30 protein-coding genes are annotated in these 19,907 nt (G+C 69.2%); 3 read left to right on the plus strand and 27 right to left on the minus strand.

Going from position 1 to position 19,907, the window contains the following annotated elements:
* Window positions 1–57: 57 nt before the first annotated feature.
* Entirely contained in the window at window positions 58–1,698 is a 1,641-nt protein-coding gene (gene eccB / locus ACZ7OU_RS02615; RefSeq protein WP_470254025.1) for a type VII secretion protein EccB, read from the minus strand.
* Between the two features lie 250 nt (window positions 1,699–1,948).
* On the opposite strand from eccB, the gene ACZ7OU_RS02620 reads away from it, so the two are divergent.
* Genes ACZ7OU_RS02620 through ACZ7OU_RS02630 form a run of 3 tightly spaced genes read left to right on the plus strand, consistent with a single transcriptional unit; the run spans window position 1,949 to window position 4,217 of the window.
* Window positions 1,949–2,302, plus strand: coding sequence for a hypothetical protein (locus ACZ7OU_RS02620; protein WP_470254026.1), 354 nt, complete (start codon window positions 1,949–1,951; stop codon window positions 2,300–2,302).
* Window positions 2,266–3,501: a type VII secretion protein EccE gene (gene eccE, locus ACZ7OU_RS02625; protein WP_470239506.1), complete on the plus strand. Its 1,236-nt coding sequence runs from the start codon at window positions 2,266–2,268 to the stop codon at window positions 3,499–3,501. The genes ACZ7OU_RS02620 and eccE overlap by 37 nt, the downstream gene beginning before the upstream one ends.
* A complete protein-coding gene (locus ACZ7OU_RS02630) occupies window positions 3,498–4,217 on the plus strand; it encodes a hypothetical protein (protein WP_364623790.1) in 720 nt (239 codons plus the stop codon). The genes eccE and ACZ7OU_RS02630 overlap by 4 nt, the downstream gene beginning before the upstream one ends.
* A gap of 50 nt (window positions 4,218–4,267) precedes the next feature.
* Here the strand turns inward: ACZ7OU_RS02630 and ACZ7OU_RS02635 are convergent, their stop codons facing one another.
* From ACZ7OU_RS02635 to rplN, 26 genes are all read right to left on the minus strand, one after another.
* Complete coding sequence (locus ACZ7OU_RS02635) at window positions 4,268–4,615, minus strand: DUF6355 family natural product biosynthesis protein (protein WP_470239507.1); 348 nt, start codon at window positions 4,613–4,615, stop codon at window positions 4,268–4,270.
* A gap of 41 nt (window positions 4,616–4,656) precedes the next feature.
* Window positions 4,657–5,505: a tRNA pseudouridine(38-40) synthase TruA gene (gene truA, locus ACZ7OU_RS02640; RefSeq protein ID WP_470240758.1), complete on the minus strand. Its 849-nt coding sequence runs from the start codon at window positions 5,503–5,505 to the stop codon at window positions 4,657–4,659.
* Between the two features lie 65 nt (window positions 5,506–5,570).
* Entirely contained in the window at window positions 5,571–6,245 is a 675-nt protein-coding gene (gene rplQ, locus ACZ7OU_RS02645) for a 50S ribosomal protein L17, sunset domain variant (RefSeq protein ID WP_470239508.1), read from the minus strand.
* A gap of 44 nt (window positions 6,246–6,289) precedes the next feature.
* Entirely contained in the window at window positions 6,290–7,363 is a 1,074-nt protein-coding gene (locus ACZ7OU_RS02650; RefSeq protein WP_364623794.1) for a DNA-directed RNA polymerase subunit alpha, read from the minus strand.
* Window positions 7,364–7,468: 105 nt separating this feature from the next.
* On the minus strand, window positions 7,469–8,074 hold the full coding sequence (gene rpsD / locus ACZ7OU_RS02655; RefSeq protein ID WP_364623796.1) for a 30S ribosomal protein S4: 606 nt from the start codon (window positions 8,072–8,074) through the stop codon (window positions 7,469–7,471).
* 23 nt (window positions 8,075–8,097) lie between these two features.
* Complete coding sequence (gene rpsK, locus ACZ7OU_RS02660) at window positions 8,098–8,505, minus strand: 30S ribosomal protein S11 (RefSeq protein WP_004558885.1); 408 nt, start codon at window positions 8,503–8,505, stop codon at window positions 8,098–8,100.
* 18 nt (window positions 8,506–8,523) lie between these two features.
* Window positions 8,524–8,709 carry a hypothetical protein gene (locus ACZ7OU_RS02665; protein ID WP_086681363.1) on the minus strand — a complete coding sequence of 62 codons (186 nt, stop codon included), beginning with the start codon at window positions 8,707–8,709 and terminating at the stop codon, window positions 8,524–8,526.
* A complete protein-coding gene (rpsM, locus tag ACZ7OU_RS02670) occupies window positions 8,706–9,086 on the minus strand; it encodes a 30S ribosomal protein S13 (protein WP_004558883.1) in 381 nt (126 codons plus the stop codon). The genes ACZ7OU_RS02665 and rpsM overlap by 4 nt, the downstream gene beginning before the upstream one ends.
* A gap of 297 nt (window positions 9,087–9,383) precedes the next feature.
* Entirely contained in the window at window positions 9,384–9,497 is a 114-nt protein-coding gene (rpmJ, locus tag ACZ7OU_RS02675) for a 50S ribosomal protein L36 (protein ID WP_004558882.1), read from the minus strand.
* A 37-nt stretch (window positions 9,498–9,534) separates the two neighbouring features.
* A complete protein-coding gene (infA, locus tag ACZ7OU_RS02680; protein ID WP_004558881.1) occupies window positions 9,535–9,756 on the minus strand; it encodes a translation initiation factor IF-1 in 222 nt (73 codons plus the stop codon).
* A 263-nt stretch (window positions 9,757–10,019) separates the two neighbouring features.
* Complete coding sequence (gene map, locus ACZ7OU_RS02685; RefSeq protein WP_470239509.1) at window positions 10,020–10,796, minus strand: type I methionyl aminopeptidase; 777 nt, start codon at window positions 10,794–10,796, stop codon at window positions 10,020–10,022.
* 44 nt (window positions 10,797–10,840) lie between these two features.
* Complete coding sequence (locus tag ACZ7OU_RS02690) at window positions 10,841–11,395, minus strand: adenylate kinase (protein WP_470239510.1); 555 nt, start codon at window positions 11,393–11,395, stop codon at window positions 10,841–10,843.
* A complete protein-coding gene (secY, locus tag ACZ7OU_RS02695; RefSeq protein WP_470239511.1) occupies window positions 11,392–12,699 on the minus strand; it encodes a preprotein translocase subunit SecY in 1,308 nt (435 codons plus the stop codon). Before secY ends, ACZ7OU_RS02690 begins: the two co-directional genes overlap by 4 nt.
* A 267-nt stretch (window positions 12,700–12,966) precedes the next feature.
* Window positions 12,967–13,599, minus strand: a complete 633-nt coding sequence (locus ACZ7OU_RS02700) for a LysE family translocator (protein ID WP_470254027.1) — start codon at window positions 13,597–13,599, stop codon at window positions 12,967–12,969.
* Window positions 13,600–13,630: 31 nt separating this feature from the next.
* Window positions 13,631–14,950, minus strand: coding sequence for a hypothetical protein (locus ACZ7OU_RS02705; RefSeq protein ID WP_470254028.1), 1,320 nt, complete (start codon window positions 14,948–14,950; stop codon window positions 13,631–13,633).
* Window positions 14,951–14,998: 48 nt separating this feature from the next.
* Window positions 14,999–15,607, minus strand: a complete 609-nt coding sequence (locus ACZ7OU_RS02710) for a hypothetical protein (protein ID WP_470254029.1) — start codon at window positions 15,605–15,607, stop codon at window positions 14,999–15,001.
* Between the two features lie 99 nt (window positions 15,608–15,706).
* A complete protein-coding gene (gene rplO / locus ACZ7OU_RS02715) occupies window positions 15,707–16,153 on the minus strand; it encodes a 50S ribosomal protein L15 (protein WP_470239515.1) in 447 nt (148 codons plus the stop codon).
* Window positions 16,150–16,335, minus strand: coding sequence for a 50S ribosomal protein L30 (gene rpmD / locus ACZ7OU_RS02720; protein WP_470239516.1), 186 nt, complete (start codon window positions 16,333–16,335; stop codon window positions 16,150–16,152). Before rpmD ends, rplO begins: the two co-directional genes overlap by 4 nt.
* Window position 16,336: 1 nt before the next feature.
* Window positions 16,337–16,984, minus strand: coding sequence for a 30S ribosomal protein S5 (rpsE, locus tag ACZ7OU_RS02725; RefSeq protein ID WP_470239517.1), 648 nt, complete (start codon window positions 16,982–16,984; stop codon window positions 16,337–16,339).
* A gap of 34 nt (window positions 16,985–17,018) precedes the next feature.
* Window positions 17,019–17,417 (minus strand): 50S ribosomal protein L18, encoded by a 399-nt coding sequence (gene rplR, locus ACZ7OU_RS02730; protein ID WP_470239518.1) that lies wholly within the window; start codon window positions 17,415–17,417, stop codon window positions 17,019–17,021.
* A 2-nt stretch (window positions 17,418–17,419) separates the two neighbouring features.
* Window positions 17,420–17,959 (minus strand): 50S ribosomal protein L6, encoded by a 540-nt coding sequence (gene rplF, locus ACZ7OU_RS02735; RefSeq protein WP_470239519.1) that lies wholly within the window; start codon window positions 17,957–17,959, stop codon window positions 17,420–17,422.
* 16 nt (window positions 17,960–17,975) lie between these two features.
* Complete coding sequence (rpsH, locus tag ACZ7OU_RS02740) at window positions 17,976–18,374, minus strand: 30S ribosomal protein S8 (protein ID WP_155548873.1); 399 nt, start codon at window positions 18,372–18,374, stop codon at window positions 17,976–17,978.
* Window positions 18,375–18,469: 95 nt separating this feature from the next.
* A complete protein-coding gene (locus ACZ7OU_RS02745) occupies window positions 18,470–18,655 on the minus strand; it encodes a type Z 30S ribosomal protein S14 (protein ID WP_004558870.1) in 186 nt (61 codons plus the stop codon).
* Between the two features lie 4 nt (window positions 18,656–18,659).
* Complete coding sequence (gene rplE, locus ACZ7OU_RS02750; RefSeq protein ID WP_284745391.1) at window positions 18,660–19,223, minus strand: 50S ribosomal protein L5; 564 nt, start codon at window positions 19,221–19,223, stop codon at window positions 18,660–18,662.
* Window positions 19,223–19,537 carry a 50S ribosomal protein L24 gene (gene rplX / locus ACZ7OU_RS02755; RefSeq protein ID WP_086675498.1) on the minus strand — a complete coding sequence of 105 codons (315 nt, stop codon included), beginning with the start codon at window positions 19,535–19,537 and terminating at the stop codon, window positions 19,223–19,225. The genes rplE and rplX overlap by 1 nt, the downstream gene beginning before the upstream one ends.
* Window positions 19,537–19,905: a 50S ribosomal protein L14 gene (gene rplN / locus ACZ7OU_RS02760; RefSeq protein WP_004558867.1), complete on the minus strand. Its 369-nt coding sequence runs from the start codon at window positions 19,903–19,905 to the stop codon at window positions 19,537–19,539. Before rplN ends, rplX begins: the two co-directional genes overlap by 1 nt.
* Window positions 19,906–19,907: the final 2 nt, after the last annotated feature.

Genomic DNA, 19,907 nt, shown 5'->3' on the forward strand with positions numbered 1-19,907 from the left:
CGCTCACCAGAAGATCCATCGAGCGTGTGACGTCCGACGCCGCCCGGTGGTTCCGCCTCAGCCGCCCGCTTGCGGAGTCTGGCTCGGGAACGAGCCGGCGTTCGGGTCGATCGGCACCGAGTCGAACTGCTTGAGCACGTCCTGGGTGTTCAGCGAAGCCCCGGTCGGCAGCAGGCCGATGACCGACTCGGGCGCGGGCTGCCGGTTGTTCAAGCCGATCGCGTCGGCGGTCGCGGCGTCCGGGACGCTGTAGCGGATGCCGCGGTCGGAGATCAGCTGGATCGCGCCCTTGCCGAAGCTGGCCTTGCCGGTCGCGGACTGCACCACCGCGCCGAAGCCGGGCTGGAGGTAGAAACCGTTGATCGGCACGCGGTTCGGGCCCGGCGTGGTCACCTTGGTCGTGGCGAACTTCGGGCCGCGGCTGTTCTGGCCCGGCAGCTGGGTTTCGATGTAGACCGACGTGTGGCCGTCGCGGTTGTCGCCGTCGCCGACCACGGACCAGCCGAGGCAGGCGACCGCCGAGTTCTTCGTCGCGTCGAGGACGGTCGGGACCGACCGCGGGAACTCGTCGACCGGGATGTAGTCCGGGTCGCCGGGCTTCAGGACGGTGAGGCCGGACAGCTTGTCGAGACCGAGCGTGCGGAGCTCGCTCGCGCTGCCGTGCTTCGCGACGCGCATGATGTCGGCGACCGCGTTCGACACCTGCTGGATGCCGCGGGTGGTGATCGCCCAGTACTGCGGCTCGGCACCGGTCGGCTGCGTGGCGAAGACGTCGCCCGCGCTCAACCCGTCGAGGTTGCCGGGGGCCGCGCCGTCCGGAACCTGCGGCGGGATCAGCGGCGGGACCTCCGGGATCGCGTTCAGCAGCCCCTGCGTGATCTTCCGCGGCTTCTGGTTCAGCTGCAGCGCCGTCGAAACCGCGTTGCGCGTGTCACTGGCGTCGATCTCGGCGCGGACGGTGTTGGCGTTCGGGCGGTTCTGCGTGCTGGGCAGCCGGTAGACGAGGTAGGTCTTGCCGTTGTCGGCCTTCGCCAGCAACGCCTCGTTCTCGCCCAGCTCGGTGCCGAGGGCACTCGGGGCGACGCCGCCGAAGACGTAGGTGTTGGTCTGGTTGACGCTGTCGGGCACCGGCAGCGTCGGGTCGAGCTGGACCTGGTCGCACACCGCCCAGTTCGGGGTGATCCGCTGGGAGTCCGTCGGGATCAGCTGCGGTCCGTCCGGGATCCCGGTCAGCTTTCCGCGCGGGATGTCCTTCAGCTGCTCGTCGGAGACGACAGTGGGATTCTTCACAGCGGCGGGGCTCGCCGGGGCCGGGGCGGCGGCCGGCGCGGCCCCGGGGTTGTTGCCCGTGTTCGAATTCTTCTGCTGAGCCAGCAGGAGAAGCCGCGCCGACGCGAGGTTGAACGTCGGGACGAGCATCTTCGGGTTCCCCATCACCACGTAGACGGTGCCGGACTCCTCGCCGATCACGATGCCGCCGGCCTCGGGCACCGACGGCGCCGGGCTGAGCAGGGCCAAGACGACGAACACGATCGCGACGAGGGCACCGAGCACCACCCCGACGATCGTCGCCCTCGTGTGGGTGCGCATCGGGTCGTGCAGCATCACGGCGTCCCGCCGGACCAGCGCCGACTGCATCCGGCGCAGGACGAACTTGTACGCCTGAACCTGAGACTTAGTCGTGGGTGTTGATGGCATTCTCGACCTACAGCTCTCCCCGTCGCGGTACGGTTCCGCAGGATAGCCGTACGGGGACCGTCTGGTGTGGGGTTTCTACCAACTCCGGCTAGGGTCGGATTCCCCGGGACCCGGCTTCCGGGTACGCAGCAAGCACGAGGGGAAGAGAAAGCGCGGATGTCCGTCACCACTCCTCCACGTCCGCCTGGCCCACCCGGGCCCCCGCCTTCCGGCCGCCCGCCGGGCCCGCCGCCGCGGCCCGGGAGACCCGGTGGCCCCGGCGGTCCGGGAGGCGTGCCGGGCGGGCCCGGTGGCGTTCCCGGCGGACCCGGTGGTGGCCCCGGCGGTCCCTCCATGCCCCCGCGCGGTCCCGGCGGCCCCGGTCCTGGTGGCCCCGGCGGACGTCCCGGTGGCCCGGGCGGTCCTGGTGGTCCCGGCGGACCTGGCGGGCCCGGTGGCGGTGGCCCCGGCGGGCCTGGTGGACCTGGTGGTCCCGGTGGCCCGGGCGGCGGTGGTCCTGGCGGCCCCGGCGGTCCGCAGGGACCCGACGACAGCGGCCCCTCCACTCCCCCGCCCAGCCCGGTGCGGATGGCGCCCCCCGCGCGGCGCCGGTCCTCGGGCGTGAGCCTCGGTCCGCTCCCCGTGGCGAACCTCGTCGTGCTCGAGGTCGGGCTCGCGGTCGGGCTCGTGCTGCTCGCGATCAACATGTCGATGAAGTACGTCGCGATCGGCGTCGTCGGCTTCGCCCTCATCGTCGCGCTGCTGCGCTGGCGCGGCCGCTGGTTCACCCAGTGGATCGGGCTGACGATGCGCTACTCCTTCCGTTCGCACGATCGTGTCGCGGATCCGTTGCCGCCGAGCACGGTCGAGGAGCTGGCCGCCGAAGAGACCACCGTGACCGGCCCGGACGACGCCCGTGTGAACCTGCTCCGCATCGCGGTGCCGGATCTCGTCGTGGCGCACGGCGTCGACCACGAACGCCAGCAGGTCGGGCTCGCCTGGAACGACGGCACCTGGACGGCGGTGCTGCTCGTCGAGCCGACGCCGGCGCTGATCACCCAGGCCGGTGGCGCGCCGAGCCTGCCGCTGTCCGCGCTCGCGCCGTGCCTCGAAGACCGCGGCGTGGTCCTCGACTCGATCCAGATGATCTGGCACTGCTACCCGGGCAGCGCGGCGCTGCCGGCGGATTCGCCCGCGCTGAGCTCCTACATGGAGGTGCTCGGGCCGCTGCCCGCGGCGGCGCGGCGGACGACGTGGGTCGCGATCCGGCTGGACCCGAAGCGCTGCCCGGCGGCGATCCGGGAGCGGGGCGGCGGCGTCGTCGGCGCCCACCGCGCGCTGATCGGCGCGCTTTCGCGGGTGCGCAACGCGCTGGAGTCGCAGGGCGTGCCGACCCGGCCGCTCGACCCGGACGAGCTGCTGCGCGCGAGCATTTCGGCCGCGGAGCTGACGTCGGTCGCCGGCTCGCCGAACAAGGTGACGCTGCAGGAGCGCTGGTCCGGCGTGACCGCGGCCGGCATCGGTCACGCGAGCTACGCGATCACCGGCTGGCCGAAGGGCAAGATCGCCGGCAGCTTGAACGCGCTGACGAGCGTCCGCGCGCTGTCGTCGACGCTCGCGATGTCGATTTCCCCGGCGTCCGACGAGGGCAAGATCGGCCTGCGCGGCGTGGTCCGGGTGAGCGCGCGCAACCCGCGTGAGCTCGACGCCGCCGACCAGCGGCTGCACGGGCTGGCCGAGCGGCTGGACGTCAACTTGACGCCGCTGCGCGGGCTCCAGGTCTCGGCGTTCGCCGCGACGCTGCCGATCGGAGGCACAGCATGAGTTCCCGCGTCCGCGACGCCGGGCAGAACACCGGTGTGGCGCCGGAGTTCACGGTCGACCCCGCGATGCTCGACGCGGTCAGCCCCTCGGGCGACCGCGGCGGCATCGTCCTCGGCTCGGGCCTGAAGGGCGAGCCGCTGACGATCTCGGCACTGCGCTCGACGCCGACCCGCATCGTCCTGGTGGGCGGCCTGTACCTGGCCCGCCAGGTGGCGATGCGCGCGATGGCGGTCGGCGCGTGGGTCGTGGTCGCGACCGGTCGCCCGACCGAGTGGCAGGTGCTGTCCCGAGCAGCCGGCAGCGGCGACGGCCGGCCATCCCCGCTGGTGCAGATCAGGCGGCTGTCGCCGGTCGAGCTGCCGCGGCCGTCGGAGGACGCACCGCTGCTGGTGGTGACCGACGGCGGCCCGACCCCGCAGGACCTGTTCCCGCCGCGGTCGCCCTGGCAGACGACGGTGTACGTGCTGCCGTACCTGCACCCCCAGGCGGGCGTGACGGCGAACGCGGCGGACCTGGTGCTGATGCAGCGCCTCCCGGCCGGCCAGGCCGAGCTGGCGGGCCGCATCTGGAACCTGCCGCCGCAGATGATGCGCCAGCTGACGATGCTGAAGGACGACCAGGTGGTGGCCCTGGGCCGCAACCTGTGGCGGCCGCTGAGGCTGGTGACGACGGGCAAGGAGCAGCAGCTCCTGGGCCCCGTCCGCCGCGGCGACTGAGGCTCTTCACGACGAAGGCGGGTGGTTCCCCTCGGGAGCCACCCGCTTTTCTATGCGTCCGGCTGGGAGGCGCTGCAGATCCAGTTGCCGGAGACGTTCTTCAGCAGCCGCGGCGGCGTGTTCACGAAGTACGCGTTGACCTGGCGGTGGGTGCCGTCGTGCCAGAGCGTTTGCTCGTCCCAGGGGCCGTAGCAGTCGGTGTAGTGGTTGCCGTTGTCCCAGTCCACGTGGATCAGGGCGAAGGTGTTGGCGCAGTGCCGGTAGTGCGCGTCCATCCCCTGCGAGCTGTACCCGCAGGGGAACGGGACCGGCGCCGCGGTGGCCGTGGCGGGGAGCATCAGCGCGGCGCCGAAAGCGGCCGCGATTCCCGCGGTGATGCGACGAAGACTTGTCGACATGCCTCGAACATGCCACATCCCGGACGGCGTGCTCGCCGCCTTCACCCGATCTGTTGATCTTGTCCGGGTGACGTGCGGACGTTGCGCGTCTGCTCGGCGCGGGCCGCGAGTTCGGCGTCCGGCGGGTAGTCCACCGCAGTCAACGTGAGCCCATGCGCGGGGGCCACCGCGCTGTCGCGGACCCCGCTCGCCAGGACCTCCGATGGCCAGTCACGTCCTCGACGGCCGTCGCCCACCAGGAGCAATGCTCCCACCAAGCTGCGGACCATCGAGTGGCAGAACGCGTCCGCCGAGACCGATACCTCCAGCAGGTGCTCGTCCACGCGCCGCCACTCCAGGCGCTGCAGCTCGCGTATCGTCGTGCCCGTGTCGCGCTGCTTGCAGTACGCCGCGAAGTCCTGCAGGCCCAGCAGGGACGCCGCCGCCGCGTTCATCGCGTCCGTCGAGAGTGGACGGTTCCAGGCCAGCGTGTCGTTGCGGCGCAACGGGTCCACTCCCCACGGCGCGTCGGACACGCGGTAGCGGTAGTGGCGGCGGATCGCCGAGAACCGGGCGTCGAAACCGTCCGGGGCGACCCGGGCGCCCAGCACCCGGACGTCGCCCGGCAGGAGGCGGTTCCAGCGGCCCGTCATGCGGGTCAGGTCCGGCACGCCGAGCGCGGAGACCGGGATCCGGCCCGAAGGCTCCGACAGCGGCACGACGTCGACGTGCACCACCTGGCCCGTCGCGTGCACCCCGGCATCCGTGCGGCCCGCGACGACCACGGACTTGGGCACCGAGGCCCCTGGGGGCTGCCGGTGCAGCGCCTCTTCCAGGACCCCCTGCACCGTGCGGCGCGACGGCTGGCGGGCCCAGCCCGAGAAGTCCGTGCCGTCGTAGGAGACGTCCAGGCGCAGACGAACGAGCCCGCCCTCCCCAGCGGGAGTGGCGGGCTCGTTCGGTACGGCTTCCGTCGTCAGGACTCGTCGTCCTGCTGCGACGGCGGCAGCGAGAAGCCCGCGGCTTCGGCAGCCTCGGCGGAGGCGAACCACACCTCGGCCTTGGTCTGCTCGTAGTACGGGCTTTCCTCGGTGTGGTAGTACTTCGACTCGTCGTTGCCCTTGATCGGGAAGCCCTCGGGCTGCGTCCCGTCCTCGAGCGCGGCGTGGCTGCCCTCGCCGTAGGGAGCCTCGGTAGCGGCTTCCTCGGCAGCGGGGGCGGCCTCGACGGCGGCCGGCTTCTCGTCCTTGGCGAACTTCGTCTTCCGAGCGCGCTCGGCTTCCGAGGTCACCGTCTTCTCCGGCACCAGTTCGATGACCGCCATCTTGGCGTTGTCGCCCTTGCGCGGCATCGTCTTGGTGATGCGGGTGTAGCCGCCCTCGCGCTCCGCGAAGTGCGGGCCGATCTCGGCGAACAGCTTGTGGACGACGTCCTTGTCACGGACGACGCGCTGCACCTGACGGCGGTTGTGCAGGTCGCCCCGCTTCGCCTTGGTGATCAGCTTCTCGGCCAGCGGACGGACCCGCTTCGCCTTCGCCTCGGTCGTGGTGATCTTGCCGTGCTCGAACAGCTGCGTGGCCAAGTTGGCCAGGATCAGCCGCTCGTGCGCGGACGACCCGCCGAGCCGGGCTCCCTTGGTAGGGGTGGGCATTGGTTCTCCTACTAGTTCAGCTCGCAGCGTCCAGGCACAGAGCCCTAGAGCTGCTCGGTCTCTGCGTAGTCCTGGCCATCGTCGTGGTGGCCGTCCGAAATCCCGTCGGCGATGCCACCGACACCCTCCGACCAGCCTTCACCGTCGTAGCTGGCGGCAGCCGCGGTCGGGTCGAACCCGGGCGGGCTGTCCTTCAGCGCGAGGCCGAGGCCGACGAGCTTGAGCTTGACCTCGTCGATCGACTTGGCGCCGAAGTTGCGGATGTCGAGCAGGTCCGCCTCGCTGCGCGAGACCAGCTCGCCCACCGTGTGGATGCCCTCGCGCTTGAGGCAGTTGTACGACCGGACGGTGAGGTCCAGGTCCTCGATCGGCATCGCGTAGGCGGCGATGGTGTCCGCCTCCTGCGGCGACGGGCCGATCTCGATGCCCTCGGCGTCGACGTTCAGCTCGCGGGCGAGACCGAACAGCTCCACCAGCGTCTTGCCGGCCGACGCGACCGCGTCGCGCGGCGTGATCGACGGCTTGGTCTCGACGTCCAGGATCAGCTTGTCGAAGTCGGTGCGCTGCTCGACACGAGTCGCCTCGACCTTGTACGTCACCTTCAGCACCGGCGAGTAGATCGAGTCGACCGGGATCCGGCCGATCTCCGCGCCCGCCTGCTTGTTCTGCAGGGCCGGAACGTAACCGCGGCCGCGCTCGACGACGAGCTCGATCTCGAGCTTGCCCTTGCCGTTCAGCGACGCGATGTGCAGGTCCGGGTTGTGCACGGTGACGCCGGCCGGGGGCACGATGTCAGCGGCGGTGACCTCACCGGGGCCCTGCTTGCGCAGGTACATGGTGACCGGCTCGTCCTCTTCCGAGGACACCACGAGCTCCTTGAGGTTCAGGATGATGTCGGTGACGTCTTCCTTCACCCCGGGAACAGTGGTGAACTCGTGCAGCACGCCGTCGATGCGGATGCTCGTCACGGCCGCGCCCGGGATGGACGACAGCAGCGTACGACGCAGCGAGTTGCCGAGCGTGTAGCCGAAGCCGGGCTCCAGCGGTTCGATGGTGAACCGGGAGCGGGTCTCGTTGACCGTCTCTTCGCCGAGAGCCGGCCGCTGGGAAATCAGCATTCTTCCTAGTTCCTTTCCAGACGACGCCCGCCATATGACGTCGAAGGGATGGCGCGGCGGCGGCGCACCTGTTGCGCCGCCGCCCGTGGTCCAGCCGGGGCCGGACTACTTCGAGTAAAGCTCGACGATCAGCTGTTCCTGAACCGGAACGTCGATCTGCGCACGCTCCGGCAGCTGGTGGACCAGCACGCGGAGGTTGGACTGGACGACCTGCAGCCACGCCGGGATCGGGCGGTCGCCGTAGGACTCCTTGGCCACGACCAGGGGCAGCATCGAGAACGACTTCGGCCGCACGTCGATGATGTCCCACTTCGAGACCTGGTAGGACGGGACGTTGACCTTGACGCCGTTGACCAGGAAGTGGCCGTGGCTTACCAGCTGACGCGCCTGACGGCGGGTGCGGGCGATGCCGGCGCGGTAGATCACGTTGTCCAGGCGGGACTCGAGGATCTGCAGCAGGTTCTCACCGGTCTTACCCGGACGCCGGACGGCTTCCTTGTAGTACCGGACGAACTGACGCTCGAGAACGCCGTAGGTGTAGCGAGCCTTCTGCTTCTCCTGCGACTGCAGGAGGTACTCGGACTCCTTGATGCGCCCGCGGCCGTGCTGGCCCGGCGGGTAGGGGCGACGCTCGAAAGCCTGGTCGCCGCCGATGAGGTCAACCTTGAGGCGACGCGAAATACGCGTCGCGGGGCCGGTGTAACGAGCCATTTCTTCTTACTCCTCCCCGTTCCTCAGACCCGGCGCCGCTTGGGCGGGCGGCAGCCGTTGTGAGGCTGCGGGGTCACGTCCTGGATGGTGCCGACCTCGAGGCCGGCCGCCTGCAGCGAGCGGATCGCCGTCTCGCGACCCGAACCCGGGCCCTTCACGAAGACGTCGACCTTCTTCATGCCGTGCTCGGCGGCCTTGCGGGCAGCGTTCTCGGCGGCCATCTGCGCGGCGAACGGGGTGGACTTGCGCGAGCCCTTGAAGCCCACGTGACCACTCGACGCCCACGCGATCACGGCACCGGTCGGGTCCGTGATCGAGACGATGGTGTTGTTGAAGGTGCTCTTGATGTGCGCGTGACCGTGCGCGACATTCTTCTTTTCCTTGCGGCGGACCTTCTTGGCCCCGGCCGCAGTACGAGACTTCGGTGGCATGTTGTGAGGGATCTCCTGTTAGCGCGCGTTCTCTTGGTGAGCGGCGACCGCTTCGGCCTGTCCGCGCCGGATGATCGAACCGGCGTCGGTGTACAGGTTGCGGAGCGCCATCGGGCGGGCGTAGAGCGCCTTGGGCGAAACGCAAGCCGTGCCACGGCGCTGGACGCCGCCCATCTGCACGACCTTCTTGCCCTGGACGCTCACTTCTTGCCAGCCTTCTTCTTGCCGGCGACCGTCTTCTTCGGACCCTTGCGGGTACGGGCGTTGGTCTTCGTGCGCTGCCCACGGACGGGAAGTCCGCGGCGCCAGCGAAGGCCCTCGTAGCACCCGATCTCGATCTTCCGACGGATGTCGGCGTTCACCTCGCGGCGAAGGTCACCCTCGACCTTGAAGTTCTCTTCGATGTACGTACGCAGCTTCGCGAGGTCGTCATCGCTGAGGTCCTTCACGCGGGTGTCCGCGTTGAGCTCGGCAGCCTTGATGAGCTGCTTCGAGCGGGTACGGCCGATGCCGTAGATGTACGTAAGCGCGATCTCCAACCGCTTTTCGCGGGGGAGGTCTACGCCAGCGAGTCGTGCCATTGGCGTTGATGCTCCTTCATTGAATTCATCCTCAGGTCTGCTCCCCGTCCGGTTCCGGGACCGACTCGCCTGTCGTGCCCTCTGCTTGCGCTTCGGGTGTCCCGGCCCCGGCCTGAAGTCCGGGGGTGAACCGGGCCACTCGCGTGGCCCGGCAGGTGCGGGGAGGGTGTGTAGCCGTCAATCCACTCTGGTCGAGTGCGAGGTGAACCTTATTCTGCCGTCGGCCGGCGCGAAGGTGACCACAGGCAGGTGACCTGCGGTCCGTAGCGCCGTCCTAACCAAAATAAGGTTCAGCGATCAGCCCTGCCGCTGCTTGTGCCGCAGGTTCTCGCAGATCACCATGATCCGGCCGTGACGGCGGATCACCTTGCACTTGTCGCAGATCTTCTTGACGCTCGGCTGGACCTTCACGTCTTCTGCTCTCCTGCTTCTGAGCTGCTCTTCGTGATCACTTGTAGCGGTAGACGATGCGACCACGAGAGAGGTCGTAGGGCGAGAGCTCCACGACAACCCTGTCCTCCGGCAGGATGCGGATGTAGTGCTGCCGCATCTTGCCGCTGATGTGTGCCAGGACCTTGTGACCGTTCTCCAACTCGACGCGGAACATCGCGTTGGGGAGCGGCTCGACTACGCGGCCTTCGACCTCGATGGCCCCGTCTTTCTTCGCCATGTCCTCCGCATTTCCTGTCGCTACACTATCGCTACACTGTGTGATCAGTTGAGCACGAGTGCCTGTCTGGGTGGAACGTCGGCACACTGGTGCCCGACTCCCAAGACCGTGAATTCACGAGCGCGCAGGATCCGGGCACGATAAGTGCGCCGACTTGACAGTGTACGCAACCCGTGTCGCGACCCCCAAACTGGGGGTAACCATGCTAGGAGAACGCTCAACTTGCCGTGACCGCGATCACCCCGGAAGGGTGAAACCGCAGGTCAGGCCTCTTCAGGAGCGGTGAGAACCCAGGGGCCTTCTTCGGTGATCGCCACCGTGTGCTCCCAGTGGGCCGCGCGGGAGCCGTCGGCCGTGACGACCGTCCAGCCGTCGTCCAGCTCGCGGGTTTCGCCGCCGCCGCCGGTCAGCATCGGCTCGATCGCCAGCGCCATGCCGGGCTTCAGCCGCGGGCCCTTGCCCGGCTTGCCGATGTTCGGCAGGAACGGGTCCATGTGCATCTGGCGCCCGATGCCGTGACCGCCGTACTCGACGATCATCCCGTACTCGATGCCGTCGTCGCGGCCCGCGCGTTCGGCGGCCGACTGGACGGCGTAGGAGATGTCGGTCAACCGGCCGCCGGCGCTGACCGCCTCGATGCCGGCCCACATCGCCGCTTCGGTCGCCGCGGACAGCGCCAGGTCGGCGCCGGAGACGTCACCGATGGCCAGCGTGACGGCGGAGTCGCCGTGCCAGCCGTCGAGGATCGCCCCGCAGTCGACGGAGATGATGTCGCCGTCGGCCAGCACCTGGGTCTTCGCCGGGATGCCGTGGACGATCTGCTCGTTCACCGACGCGCAGATCGACGCCGGGAAGCCGTGGTAGCCCTTGAAGGACGGCACCGCGCCCGCGTCCCGGATCGTCTGCTCGGCCAGCTCGTCGAGCTCGGCCGTGCTGACGCCCGGTTTCGCGGTGGCGCGGACGGCCGCCAGCGTACGGGCGACGACGAGGCCCGCGGCCCGCATCGCCTGCAGCTCGTCCGGGGTCTTGACCTCGATCATGCGCCCACGCCGGAGCACTTGCAGAACACGCAATCCTCCGAGATTCACGTGCGGTCGCGCAGCGCTTTCAGCACCCGGCCGGAGATCTCCTCGACACTGCCGACGCCGTCGACGGTCACCAGGATGCCGGCGTAGTACTCCAGCAGCGGCGCGGTCTCGGACACGTAGATCTGCTGACGGCGGCGGATGACCTCTTCGGTGTCGTCCGCGCGGCCGCGCGACATGAGCCGCGCGACCACGACGTCCTCCGGCACCTGCAGCTGGATCACGGCGTCGAGCGAGACGTCGGCGTCGCCGAGGATCTCGCCGAGCACCTCGGCCTGCTTGGTGTTGCGGGGGAAGCCGTCGAGCAGGAAGCCGACCTTCGCGTCCGGCTCCGCCAGCCGCTCGCGGACCATTTCGTTCGTCACCGAGTCGGGCACGAGCTCGCCCGAGTCCATGTAGCGCTTGGCTTCCTGGCCCAGCGGGGTCTCCTGGCCGACGTGCGCGCGGAACAGTTCACCCGTGGAGATGTGCGGGATGCGCAGCTGCTCCGACAGAGCCTCCGCCTGCGTACCTTTGCCCGCGCCTGGCGGACCGACGAGAACCAGCCGCGTCACTTCAAGAACCCTTCGTAGTTGCGCTGCATCAGCTGGCTTTCGATCTGCTTCACGGTGTCGAGCCCGACACCGACCATGATCAGCACAGCCGTGCCACCGAACGGGAAGTTCTGGTTGTTCCCGCTACCGGTCACCGACAGGAAGAAGTTCGGAAGAATCGCGATGATGCCCAGGTACAGCGAACCCGGAAGGGTGATCCGGCCGAGCACGAAGCTCAGGTACTCCGCGGTGGGACGGCCCGGGCGGATGCCCGGGATGAAGCCACCGAACTTCTTCATCTCGTCCGCGCGCTCGTCCACGTTGAACGTGATCGTGATGTAGAAGTACGTGAAGAAGATGATCAGCGCGAAGTACAGCGCGATGTGCACCCAGCTGGACTGGTTCACGATGTAGTTCTTGATGAAGACCTGCCAGCCGGAGTTGGCGTTCTGGTCGCCGACGAGGCGGCTGATCAGGTCCGGCAGGTACAGCAGGGACGACGCGAAGATGACCGGGATGACGCCGGCCTGGTTCACCTTGATCGGCAGGTAGGTCGACGTGCCGCCGTACATCCGGCGGCCGATCATGCGCTTGGCGTACTGCACCGGGATCCGGCGCTGCCCCTGCTCGACGAAGATGACGCTCGCGATGATCACGAGGCCGAAGACGCAGATCATCGTCAGCGCGACGCCACCGCCGTTGCTGAGGATGTTGCCGCCCTCGACCGGGATGCGCGCGGCGATGTTCAGGAAGATCAGGACGGACATGCCGTTGCCGACGCCGCGCTCGGTGATCAGCTCACCCAGCCACATCATGACGGCGGTGCCCGCGGTCATGGTGATGACGATGATGGCGAGCGAGTAGACGCTGTTGTCCGGGATGATCGGCTGGTCGCAGTCCGGGAAGAGCTGCTTGCGGTCCGCGAGCGCGACCACGCCGGTGGCCTGCAGGATCGCCAGCGCGACCGTCAGGTACCGGGTGTACTGGGTCAGCTTGCCCTGGCCGGACTGGCCTTCCTTCTTCAGCTCCTCGAACCGCGGGATGACCACGGTCAGCAGCTGGATGATGATGCTCGCCGTGATGTACGGCATGATGCCGGTCGAGAAGAGCGACAGCTGCAGCAGCGCACCGCCGCTGAACAGGTTCAGCAGCTGGTAGACGCCTTCCTGCTGCGCCTGGGAACTACAGGCCTGTACCGCCCCGTAGGAGATCCCGGGTGCCGGAATGGTCGCACCGATTCGGTAGACCGCGACGATGGCTAGCGTGAACAGGATCTTCTTGCGTAGATCCGGCGTCGCGAGAGCCGAGCGGAAGGCGCTGAACACGCGGGGGACCTCCTCGGCGTCGTCGGCCGTCCTCAACCGACGATCGGCTTGGCCGGCACGGGTGGCCGGCGGGAACACACAGCACTACTGGCACGCAAGCCAGGAACGCTTCGGGGCACACTCGTCCCGAAGCGTGTCGCCGACTCTAACAGCTTCACAGGGCGTGTCCGCAGTGCGTGTGCGTTTTCCGTACCAAGGTTGCTCCGGCGGGTTGATCCACATCGCCGGCTTGCCCGTAATCCTTGACACAGGGCCACAAGATCCGGTTCAGGCGGTCGACGTCGCGAGCACGCCGGCCAGCCCGACGAGGACCACACCGGTGCCGCGATCGACGTTGCGCCGCGCCCGCCGCGTGAGCTCGATCGACTTCACCGCGGCGCCGACCCCGACGTACACCGAGCCGGCCAGGAACTCGGCCAGCAGGTAGACCGCGCCGAGCAGGGCGATCTGGGCCGAAAATGGCCCGTGACCTGCGTCGATGAACTGCGGGACGAACGCGGTGAAGATGAGGATCGCCTTCGGGTTGGTGATCGCGACGCCGAACTCCTTGCGCGCGACCCGCCACGCCGTCGCCGGTTCGGCCTTCGTTTCGGGGGTGCCCGATTCGTCGCCCTTGTGCCGGAAGGTCGACCACAGGATCCGCACGCCGAGGTAGAGCAGGTAGGCGGCGCCGGCCCATTTAATGATCGTGAGGGCGGTCTCGGACGCGGCCAGCAGCTGCCCGAGCCCGGCCGCCACGGCGGTGATCAGCAGGGTGAACGCGGCCAGCCGGCCGCCCAGCCCGGCGAGGCCGCGGCGAACACCGTGCGTCATCCCGTGGTGGAGACCGAGCAGGTTGTTCGCCCCTGGCGTAAGCGCGATGAGCACGGACGCCCCGAAGAAGACCAGCAGCCACGTCATGGTTCTCACGGTAACCCCGGAGGCGAGCGGGTTATCCGGGTTGTCCTGGTTGTTCGGGTCCGGGCTCTTCCGGGGGAAGCACCGTGATGGCGACGCCGGTGGGCGGGGTCGGGGTGTCGGCGTAGGCGAGCGTGGGATCGGCCCAGCTTTCGCCGGCGCGCCGCCAGGCGGGCAGGTACGCGAGCACGGCCGCGACGGCCGCCAGCAGGGTGGCCCCGATCAGCAGCCACATGCCGGCCGCGGTGATGACCTCGAGGTCCATGCCGTCCGCCATGGCGGCCCACCCGGGCCCGATCATGCCGACGGTGCTGACGACACCGGCGGTGAAGAGCGCCGCCGCGGCGATCAGCCACCGGCCGTCCCCGCGACCGGGCCGCGAGAAGGCCGTGAAAGCGGCGACGGCCAGGACGAGAACGGCGAGGACCAGCGGAATACCGACGGGCGGGGCAGCTTGGTCGACGGCATCCTGCCTGGGAATGTCGACGCGGCTTCCCCAGGCGGTCTGGGTGACGGTGAGCTGGGCTTCGAAGAACCGCTGCCGGACGGTGACGTGCTCCTGCAGCCGGAAGAGAGGGAGGAAGACGCCCCCGGCGGTCATGAGCGCGGCTACCGCGGTGAGGACCGGTGGGAGGAAGCGGAGGAAGCCGGAGGAGGTGGTGGCTTCGGTGGCCGGGGTGGGTGCGGGGTCGGGGGCCGCCGGGACGGGGGTTGGGACCGGAGCCGGGATGGCGGTGACCGAGCCGGGCAGCTCGGCGACCGGGTACGGCAGCTGCGCGGGTTGGGCTGGGAAGGGTTGTGGGGCTGTGGGCGGGGCCTGTGCTGGGAAGTCGAGCGGATCGGTGGGTGCCGCGGTGGCCGCGGCCGGGCGCGGTGCCGCTTCCGCCGGGAAGGCCAGCGGATTCGCGGGCGGTGATGCGGCCTCCGCCGGAAAGGCCAGCGGGCCCGCGCTCAGCGGAGCAGGCGCCGGAAAGTCGAGCGGATCGGTGGGTGCCGCGGTGGCCGCGGCCGGGCCCGGTGCCGCTTCCGCCGGGAAGGCCAGCGGGTCCGCGCTCGGCGGGGCCGGCGCCGGAAAGTCGAGCGGATCTGTGTGTCCCGCCGCGGGTGCCGCCGCAGCCGGGAAGACCAGCGGCTCACCCGTCCTCGATGCCGCCTCCGCCGGGAACGCCAGCGGGTCCGCCGCCTCCCCCGACCCCACAGACGGTGCGACCTCCGCCGGGAAGCTGAGCGGCTCCCCCGCGCCCGGCTCCACGCCCGCGAGCTTCGGGGCCTCGACCGGGAAGCTCAGCGGCGACTCCCCCGCCTCGGATGGCGGGTCGGGGCGCTCGGGCGGCTTCTGCGACGGTCTGTCCACCCTGTGATCCTCCGTCCGGATCCGCGCCGCGGCAAGGAACCTGTCCGGTCAGTCGCCGTCCGGGGGCAGGACCGTGATCACGACGCCCGACGGTGGTGTTGTCGTGTCCGCGTACGCGGCCTCGGGGTCCGCCCACTCCGGGCGGCCCGTCGCGACCCGTTGGTGGCCCAGCACCGCCGATACCGCTGCGGCCAAGACCGCCGCCGCCAGGATCCACATGCCGGCCATCGGCGTTGTCTCCGTCTCCGGCGCGCTGTCGTCGAACAGCCCGCGGGCGCCATGCACGGCGATCGTGCACACCACTCCCGCCAGGAACGCCGCTCCCAGCAGCGTCGTCCGGCGCGTGGCCGCGGACGGGCGGCCCGTCACCGACTGGCGGATGCCGAGGATCCCCGCCACCAGGAGGAGCGCGCTCGCCAGCAGGAGCGGCAGCCCCAAGGGCACCGATGGCGAGCTGAGCTCCCCCTGGCCCGGGAACGTGAAGTCGATCCGCCAGGCCCGCACCGTCGTCCGCGCGATCCCGGACGGCTCCAGCCCCACCGTCTGCTCGGTGCGGAAGAACGGCAGGAACGTTCCCAGGACCGTCAGCGTGAACGCGAGCGCGGTGAACACCGGCGCGAAGGGGCCGAGGCGGATCGGCCGGCGAGGGGGAGCCATTCCGCCGATCCTTCCGGCGGACCGGGGCCACCACAAGCGAATCCGGGAACGCCGAAGGCCCGCCTGGCGAACCAGACGGGCCTTCGGACGAGATTCAGCTCAGTTGGTGGTGGCGGAGCCACCGGCCGCTTCGAGCTTCTCCTTGGCGGAGCCGGAGAAACCGTCGGCGGTCACGTCGAGCTTGACGCCGTCGACGTCACCGTTGCCGAGCACCTTGACGAGCTTGCCCTTGCGGACGAGACCCGCGGCGGCGAGCTCCTCGGCACCGACCTTGCCACCGTCCGGGAAGACGCGGGCGATGTCGCCCACGTTCACCGGCTGGTACTCGGTGCGGAAGCGGTTCTTGAAGCCGCGAAGCTTCGGGAGCCGCATGTGGATGGGCATCTGCCCACCCTCGAACCCGGCGGGCACGTTCTTCCGGGCCTTGGTGCCCTTCGTACCGCGACCGGCGGTCTTGCCCTTCGAACCCTCACCACGGCCGACGCGCATCTTCTCGCGCTTCGAGCCCGGAGCCGGGCGCAGGTGGTGGATCTTGATGGCCGTCATGACTGGACCTCCTCGACCTCCACCAGGTGGCGGACGGTGTGGATCAGGCCGCGAACCTGGGAGGTGTCCTCACGCACGACGCTCTGGCGGATCTTGCGCAGCCCGAGGGTGCGCAGCGACTCGCGGTGAGCGTGCTTCGTGCCGATCTTGCTCTTGACCTGGGTGACCTTGAGCTGAGCCATGTCAGGACCCCTGACCCGCGCGCTGGCGCAGCATCCGAGCCGGCGCGACGTCCTCGAGCGGGAGACCGCGGCGGGCCGCGACCTCTTCGGGACGCTGCAGACCCTTCAGGGCCGCCACGGTCGCGTGCACGATGTTGATCGCGTTGTCGGAGCCGAGCGACTTCGACAGCACGTCGTGGACACCCGCGCACTCCAGCACGGCGCGCACCGGGCCACCGGCGATGACGCCGGTACCGGCGGAAGCCGGACGGAGCAGCACGACACCGGCGGCTTCCTCACCCTGGATCGGGTGGGGAATGGTGCCGCCGACGCGCGGGACGCGGAAGAAGTTCTTCTTCGCTTCCTCGACGCCCTTGGCGATGGCCGCGGGAACTTCCTTGGCCTTGCCGTAGCCGACGCCGACCTGACCGTCGCCGTCACCGACGACGACGAGGGCGGTGAAGCTGAAGCGACGACCACCCTTGACGACCTTGGCGACGCGGTTGATCGTCACGACCTTCTCGAGGTGCGGGGTCTTGTCCTGGCCGGCCCCGCCACGGCCGCTGTCGCGCCGGTCCCGGCCGCCACCGCGACGGTCATTGCGGTCGTTGCCGCCCTGTCCGCCGGGTCCGCCCTGTCCGCCGCCGAATTGCCGTGTACGTCCCGGCATCAGGCTTTCCTTCCGTTAACAAGCTTCTGCATCGTCAGAACTCCAACCCCGCCTCACGGGCGGCGTCGGCGAGCGCGGCGATGCGGCCGTGGTAGGCGTTGCCCCCACGGTCGAACACCACAGCCGTGATCCCGGCGTTCTTCGCACGTTCGGCGACGAGTTCCCCGACCTTGGCGGCCTTGGCCTTCTTGTCACCGTCGAACGACCGGAGGTCCGCCTCGAGGGTGGACGCCGAGGCCAGCGTGTGGCCGGCGAGGTCGTCGATGACCTGCACGGCGATGTGCCGCGAGGACCGCTTGACGACCAGGCGGGGACGCTGCTCGGTGCCCGAAACCTTCTTGCGGAGCCGGAAGTGCCGACGGGCCTTCGCGACGCGGCGGCGGGTCGAGATGTCCTTGCCCACCGGCTTGCGCTTCGTAGTCGTGTCGCTCATGATCACTTACCCGTCTTTCCGACCTTGCGGCGGATCTTCTCACCCTCGTAGCGCAGGCCCTTGCCCTTGTAGGGGTCCGGGCGCCGCAGCTTGCGGATGACGGCCGAGATCTGGCCGACCTTCTGCTTGTCGATACCGGAGACCGAGAACCGGGTCGGGGTCTCCACCTTGAAGGTGATGCCCTCCGGAGCCTCGATCTTCACCGGGTGCGAGTAGCCGAGGGCGAACTCGAGGTCCGAACCCTTCGCCTGCACGCGGTAACCGACACCGTGGATCTCGAGCTTCTTCTCGTAGCCCGCGGTCACACCGACGACCAGGTTGTTCACCAGGGTGCGGGTGAGGCCGTGCAGGGCCTTGCTGGTGCGCTCGTCATCCGGGCGCTTGACCAGCAGTGTTCCGTCGTCGTCGCGCTCGACCGTGATCGGCTCGGCGATGGTGTGCTCCAGGGTCCCCTTGGGGCCCTTGACGCTGATGCGCTGACCGTCGATGGTCACCTCGACCCCGGAGGGGACGGCGACCGGCAGCTTTCCGATGCGTGACATGTCTGTGCCCCCTTCCTTACCAGACGTAGGCGAGGACTTCGCCGCCCACGCTGTTTCGCTTGGCCTGACGGTCCGTCTGCAGCCCCGAAGACGTCGAGATGATCGCGACGCCGAGGCCACCGAGAACGGACGGCAGTTCGGTCGATTTTGCGTAGACCCGCAGACCGGGCTTGGAGACGCGCCGGAGGCCGGCGATGCTCCGCTCACGGTTGGGGCCGTACTTGAGCTCGACGATCAGGTTCTTGTGCTTCTCGCCCGGCTCGTCGCGGTAGCTCGCGATGTAACCCTCGCGCTTGAGGATCTCCGCGATGTTCGCCTTGAGCTTCGAGTGGGGAAGCACGACCTCGTCGTGGTACGCCGAGTTCGCGTTACGCAGACGGGTCAAGAAGTCTGCGATCGGGTCGGTCATCGTCATGGTGACCTGTCAACCTTTCTCGCCTGGTTCCCCGCCGCCCGGAGTGCGGGCGGCGGGGCCTGTGGCGAAGTGGGAGTTAAAGATGAAGAACGCTTCTACCAGCTGGACTTGCGGACCCCGGGCAGCTCGCCCGCGTGCGCCATCTCGCGAAGGCAGATCCGGCAGAGACCGAACTTGCGGAACACGGCGTGCGGCCGGCCGCACCGCTGGCAGCGGGTGTAGGCGCGCACGGCGAACTTCGGCTTCTTCGCGGCCTTGTGGACCAGTGCTTTCTTGGCCATCGGCTCAGTTCTCCTTGAACGGGAAGCCGAGCTTGCGCAGCAGCGCCCGGCCCTCGTCGTCGTTCGTGGCGGTCGTGACGACGGTGACGTCCATGCCGCGCGGGCGGTCGATGGAGTCAGGGTCGATCTCGTGGAACATCGACTGCTCGTTGAGACCGAACGTGTAGTTGCCGTGGCCGTCGAACTGCTTGGGCGAAAGCCCGCGGAAGTCGCGGATACGCGGCAGCGCGATGGTCAGCAGCCGGTCGAGGAACTCCCACATGCGGTCGCCGCGCAGCGTGACGCGCGCACCGATCGGCTGACCCTCGCGCAGCTTGAACTGCGCGATGGACTTGCGGGCCTTGCGAACCTCGGGCTTCTGGCCGGTGATCAGGGCGAGGTCCTTGACCGCACCCTCGATCAGCTTGCTGTCGCGGGCGGCGTCGCCGACGCCCATGTTCACGACGACCTTCACGACGCCCGGGATCTGGTGGACGTTGACGAAGGAGAACTCCGCCTGCAGCTGGCCCTTGATCTCTTCGCGGTAGCGCACCTTGAGGCGCGGCGCGACCTTCTCTGCGGTGGTCATCAGATGTCCTTACCGTTCCGGCGCGAGATCCGGACCTTCTTGCCGTCCTCGCCGATGCGGTAACCCACCCGGGACGGCTTGCCGTCCGAGTCGACGACCATCACGTTCGAGACGTGGATGGGCGCCTCCTGCGTGACGATGCCACCGGACTGCGCGCCGCGCTGGGTCTGGGTGATCCGCGTGTGCTTCTTGATCCGGTTCACGCCCTCGACCAGCACGCGGTCGCGCTCGGGGTAAGCCTGGATGACCTTGCCCTTGGCGCCCTTGTCCTTGCCGGCGATGACGACGACCGTGTCGCCCTTCTTCACCTTCATCACAAGACCTCCGGCGCGAGCGAAATGATCTTCATGAACTTTCGGTCGCGCAGCTCGCGGCCCACCGGGCCGAAGATGCGGGTCCCGCGGGGCTCGTTGTCGTTCTTGATGAGCACGGCGGCGTTCTCGTCGAACCGGATGTAGGAACCGTCCGGACGACGACGCTCCTTGACCGTGCGGACGATGACAGCCTTGACGACATCGCCCTTCTTCACCCCGGCGGCCGGGATGGCGTCCTTCACGGTGGCGACGATGATGTCGCCGATGCCGGCGTAGCGCCGCCCAGAGCCACCGAGAACGCGGATGCAGAGGATTTCCTTCGCACCCGTGTTGTCGGCTACCCGAAGCCGCGACTCCTGCTGGATCACGT

It is taken from the genome of Amycolatopsis sp. NPDC114505, from assembly GCF_055633615.1.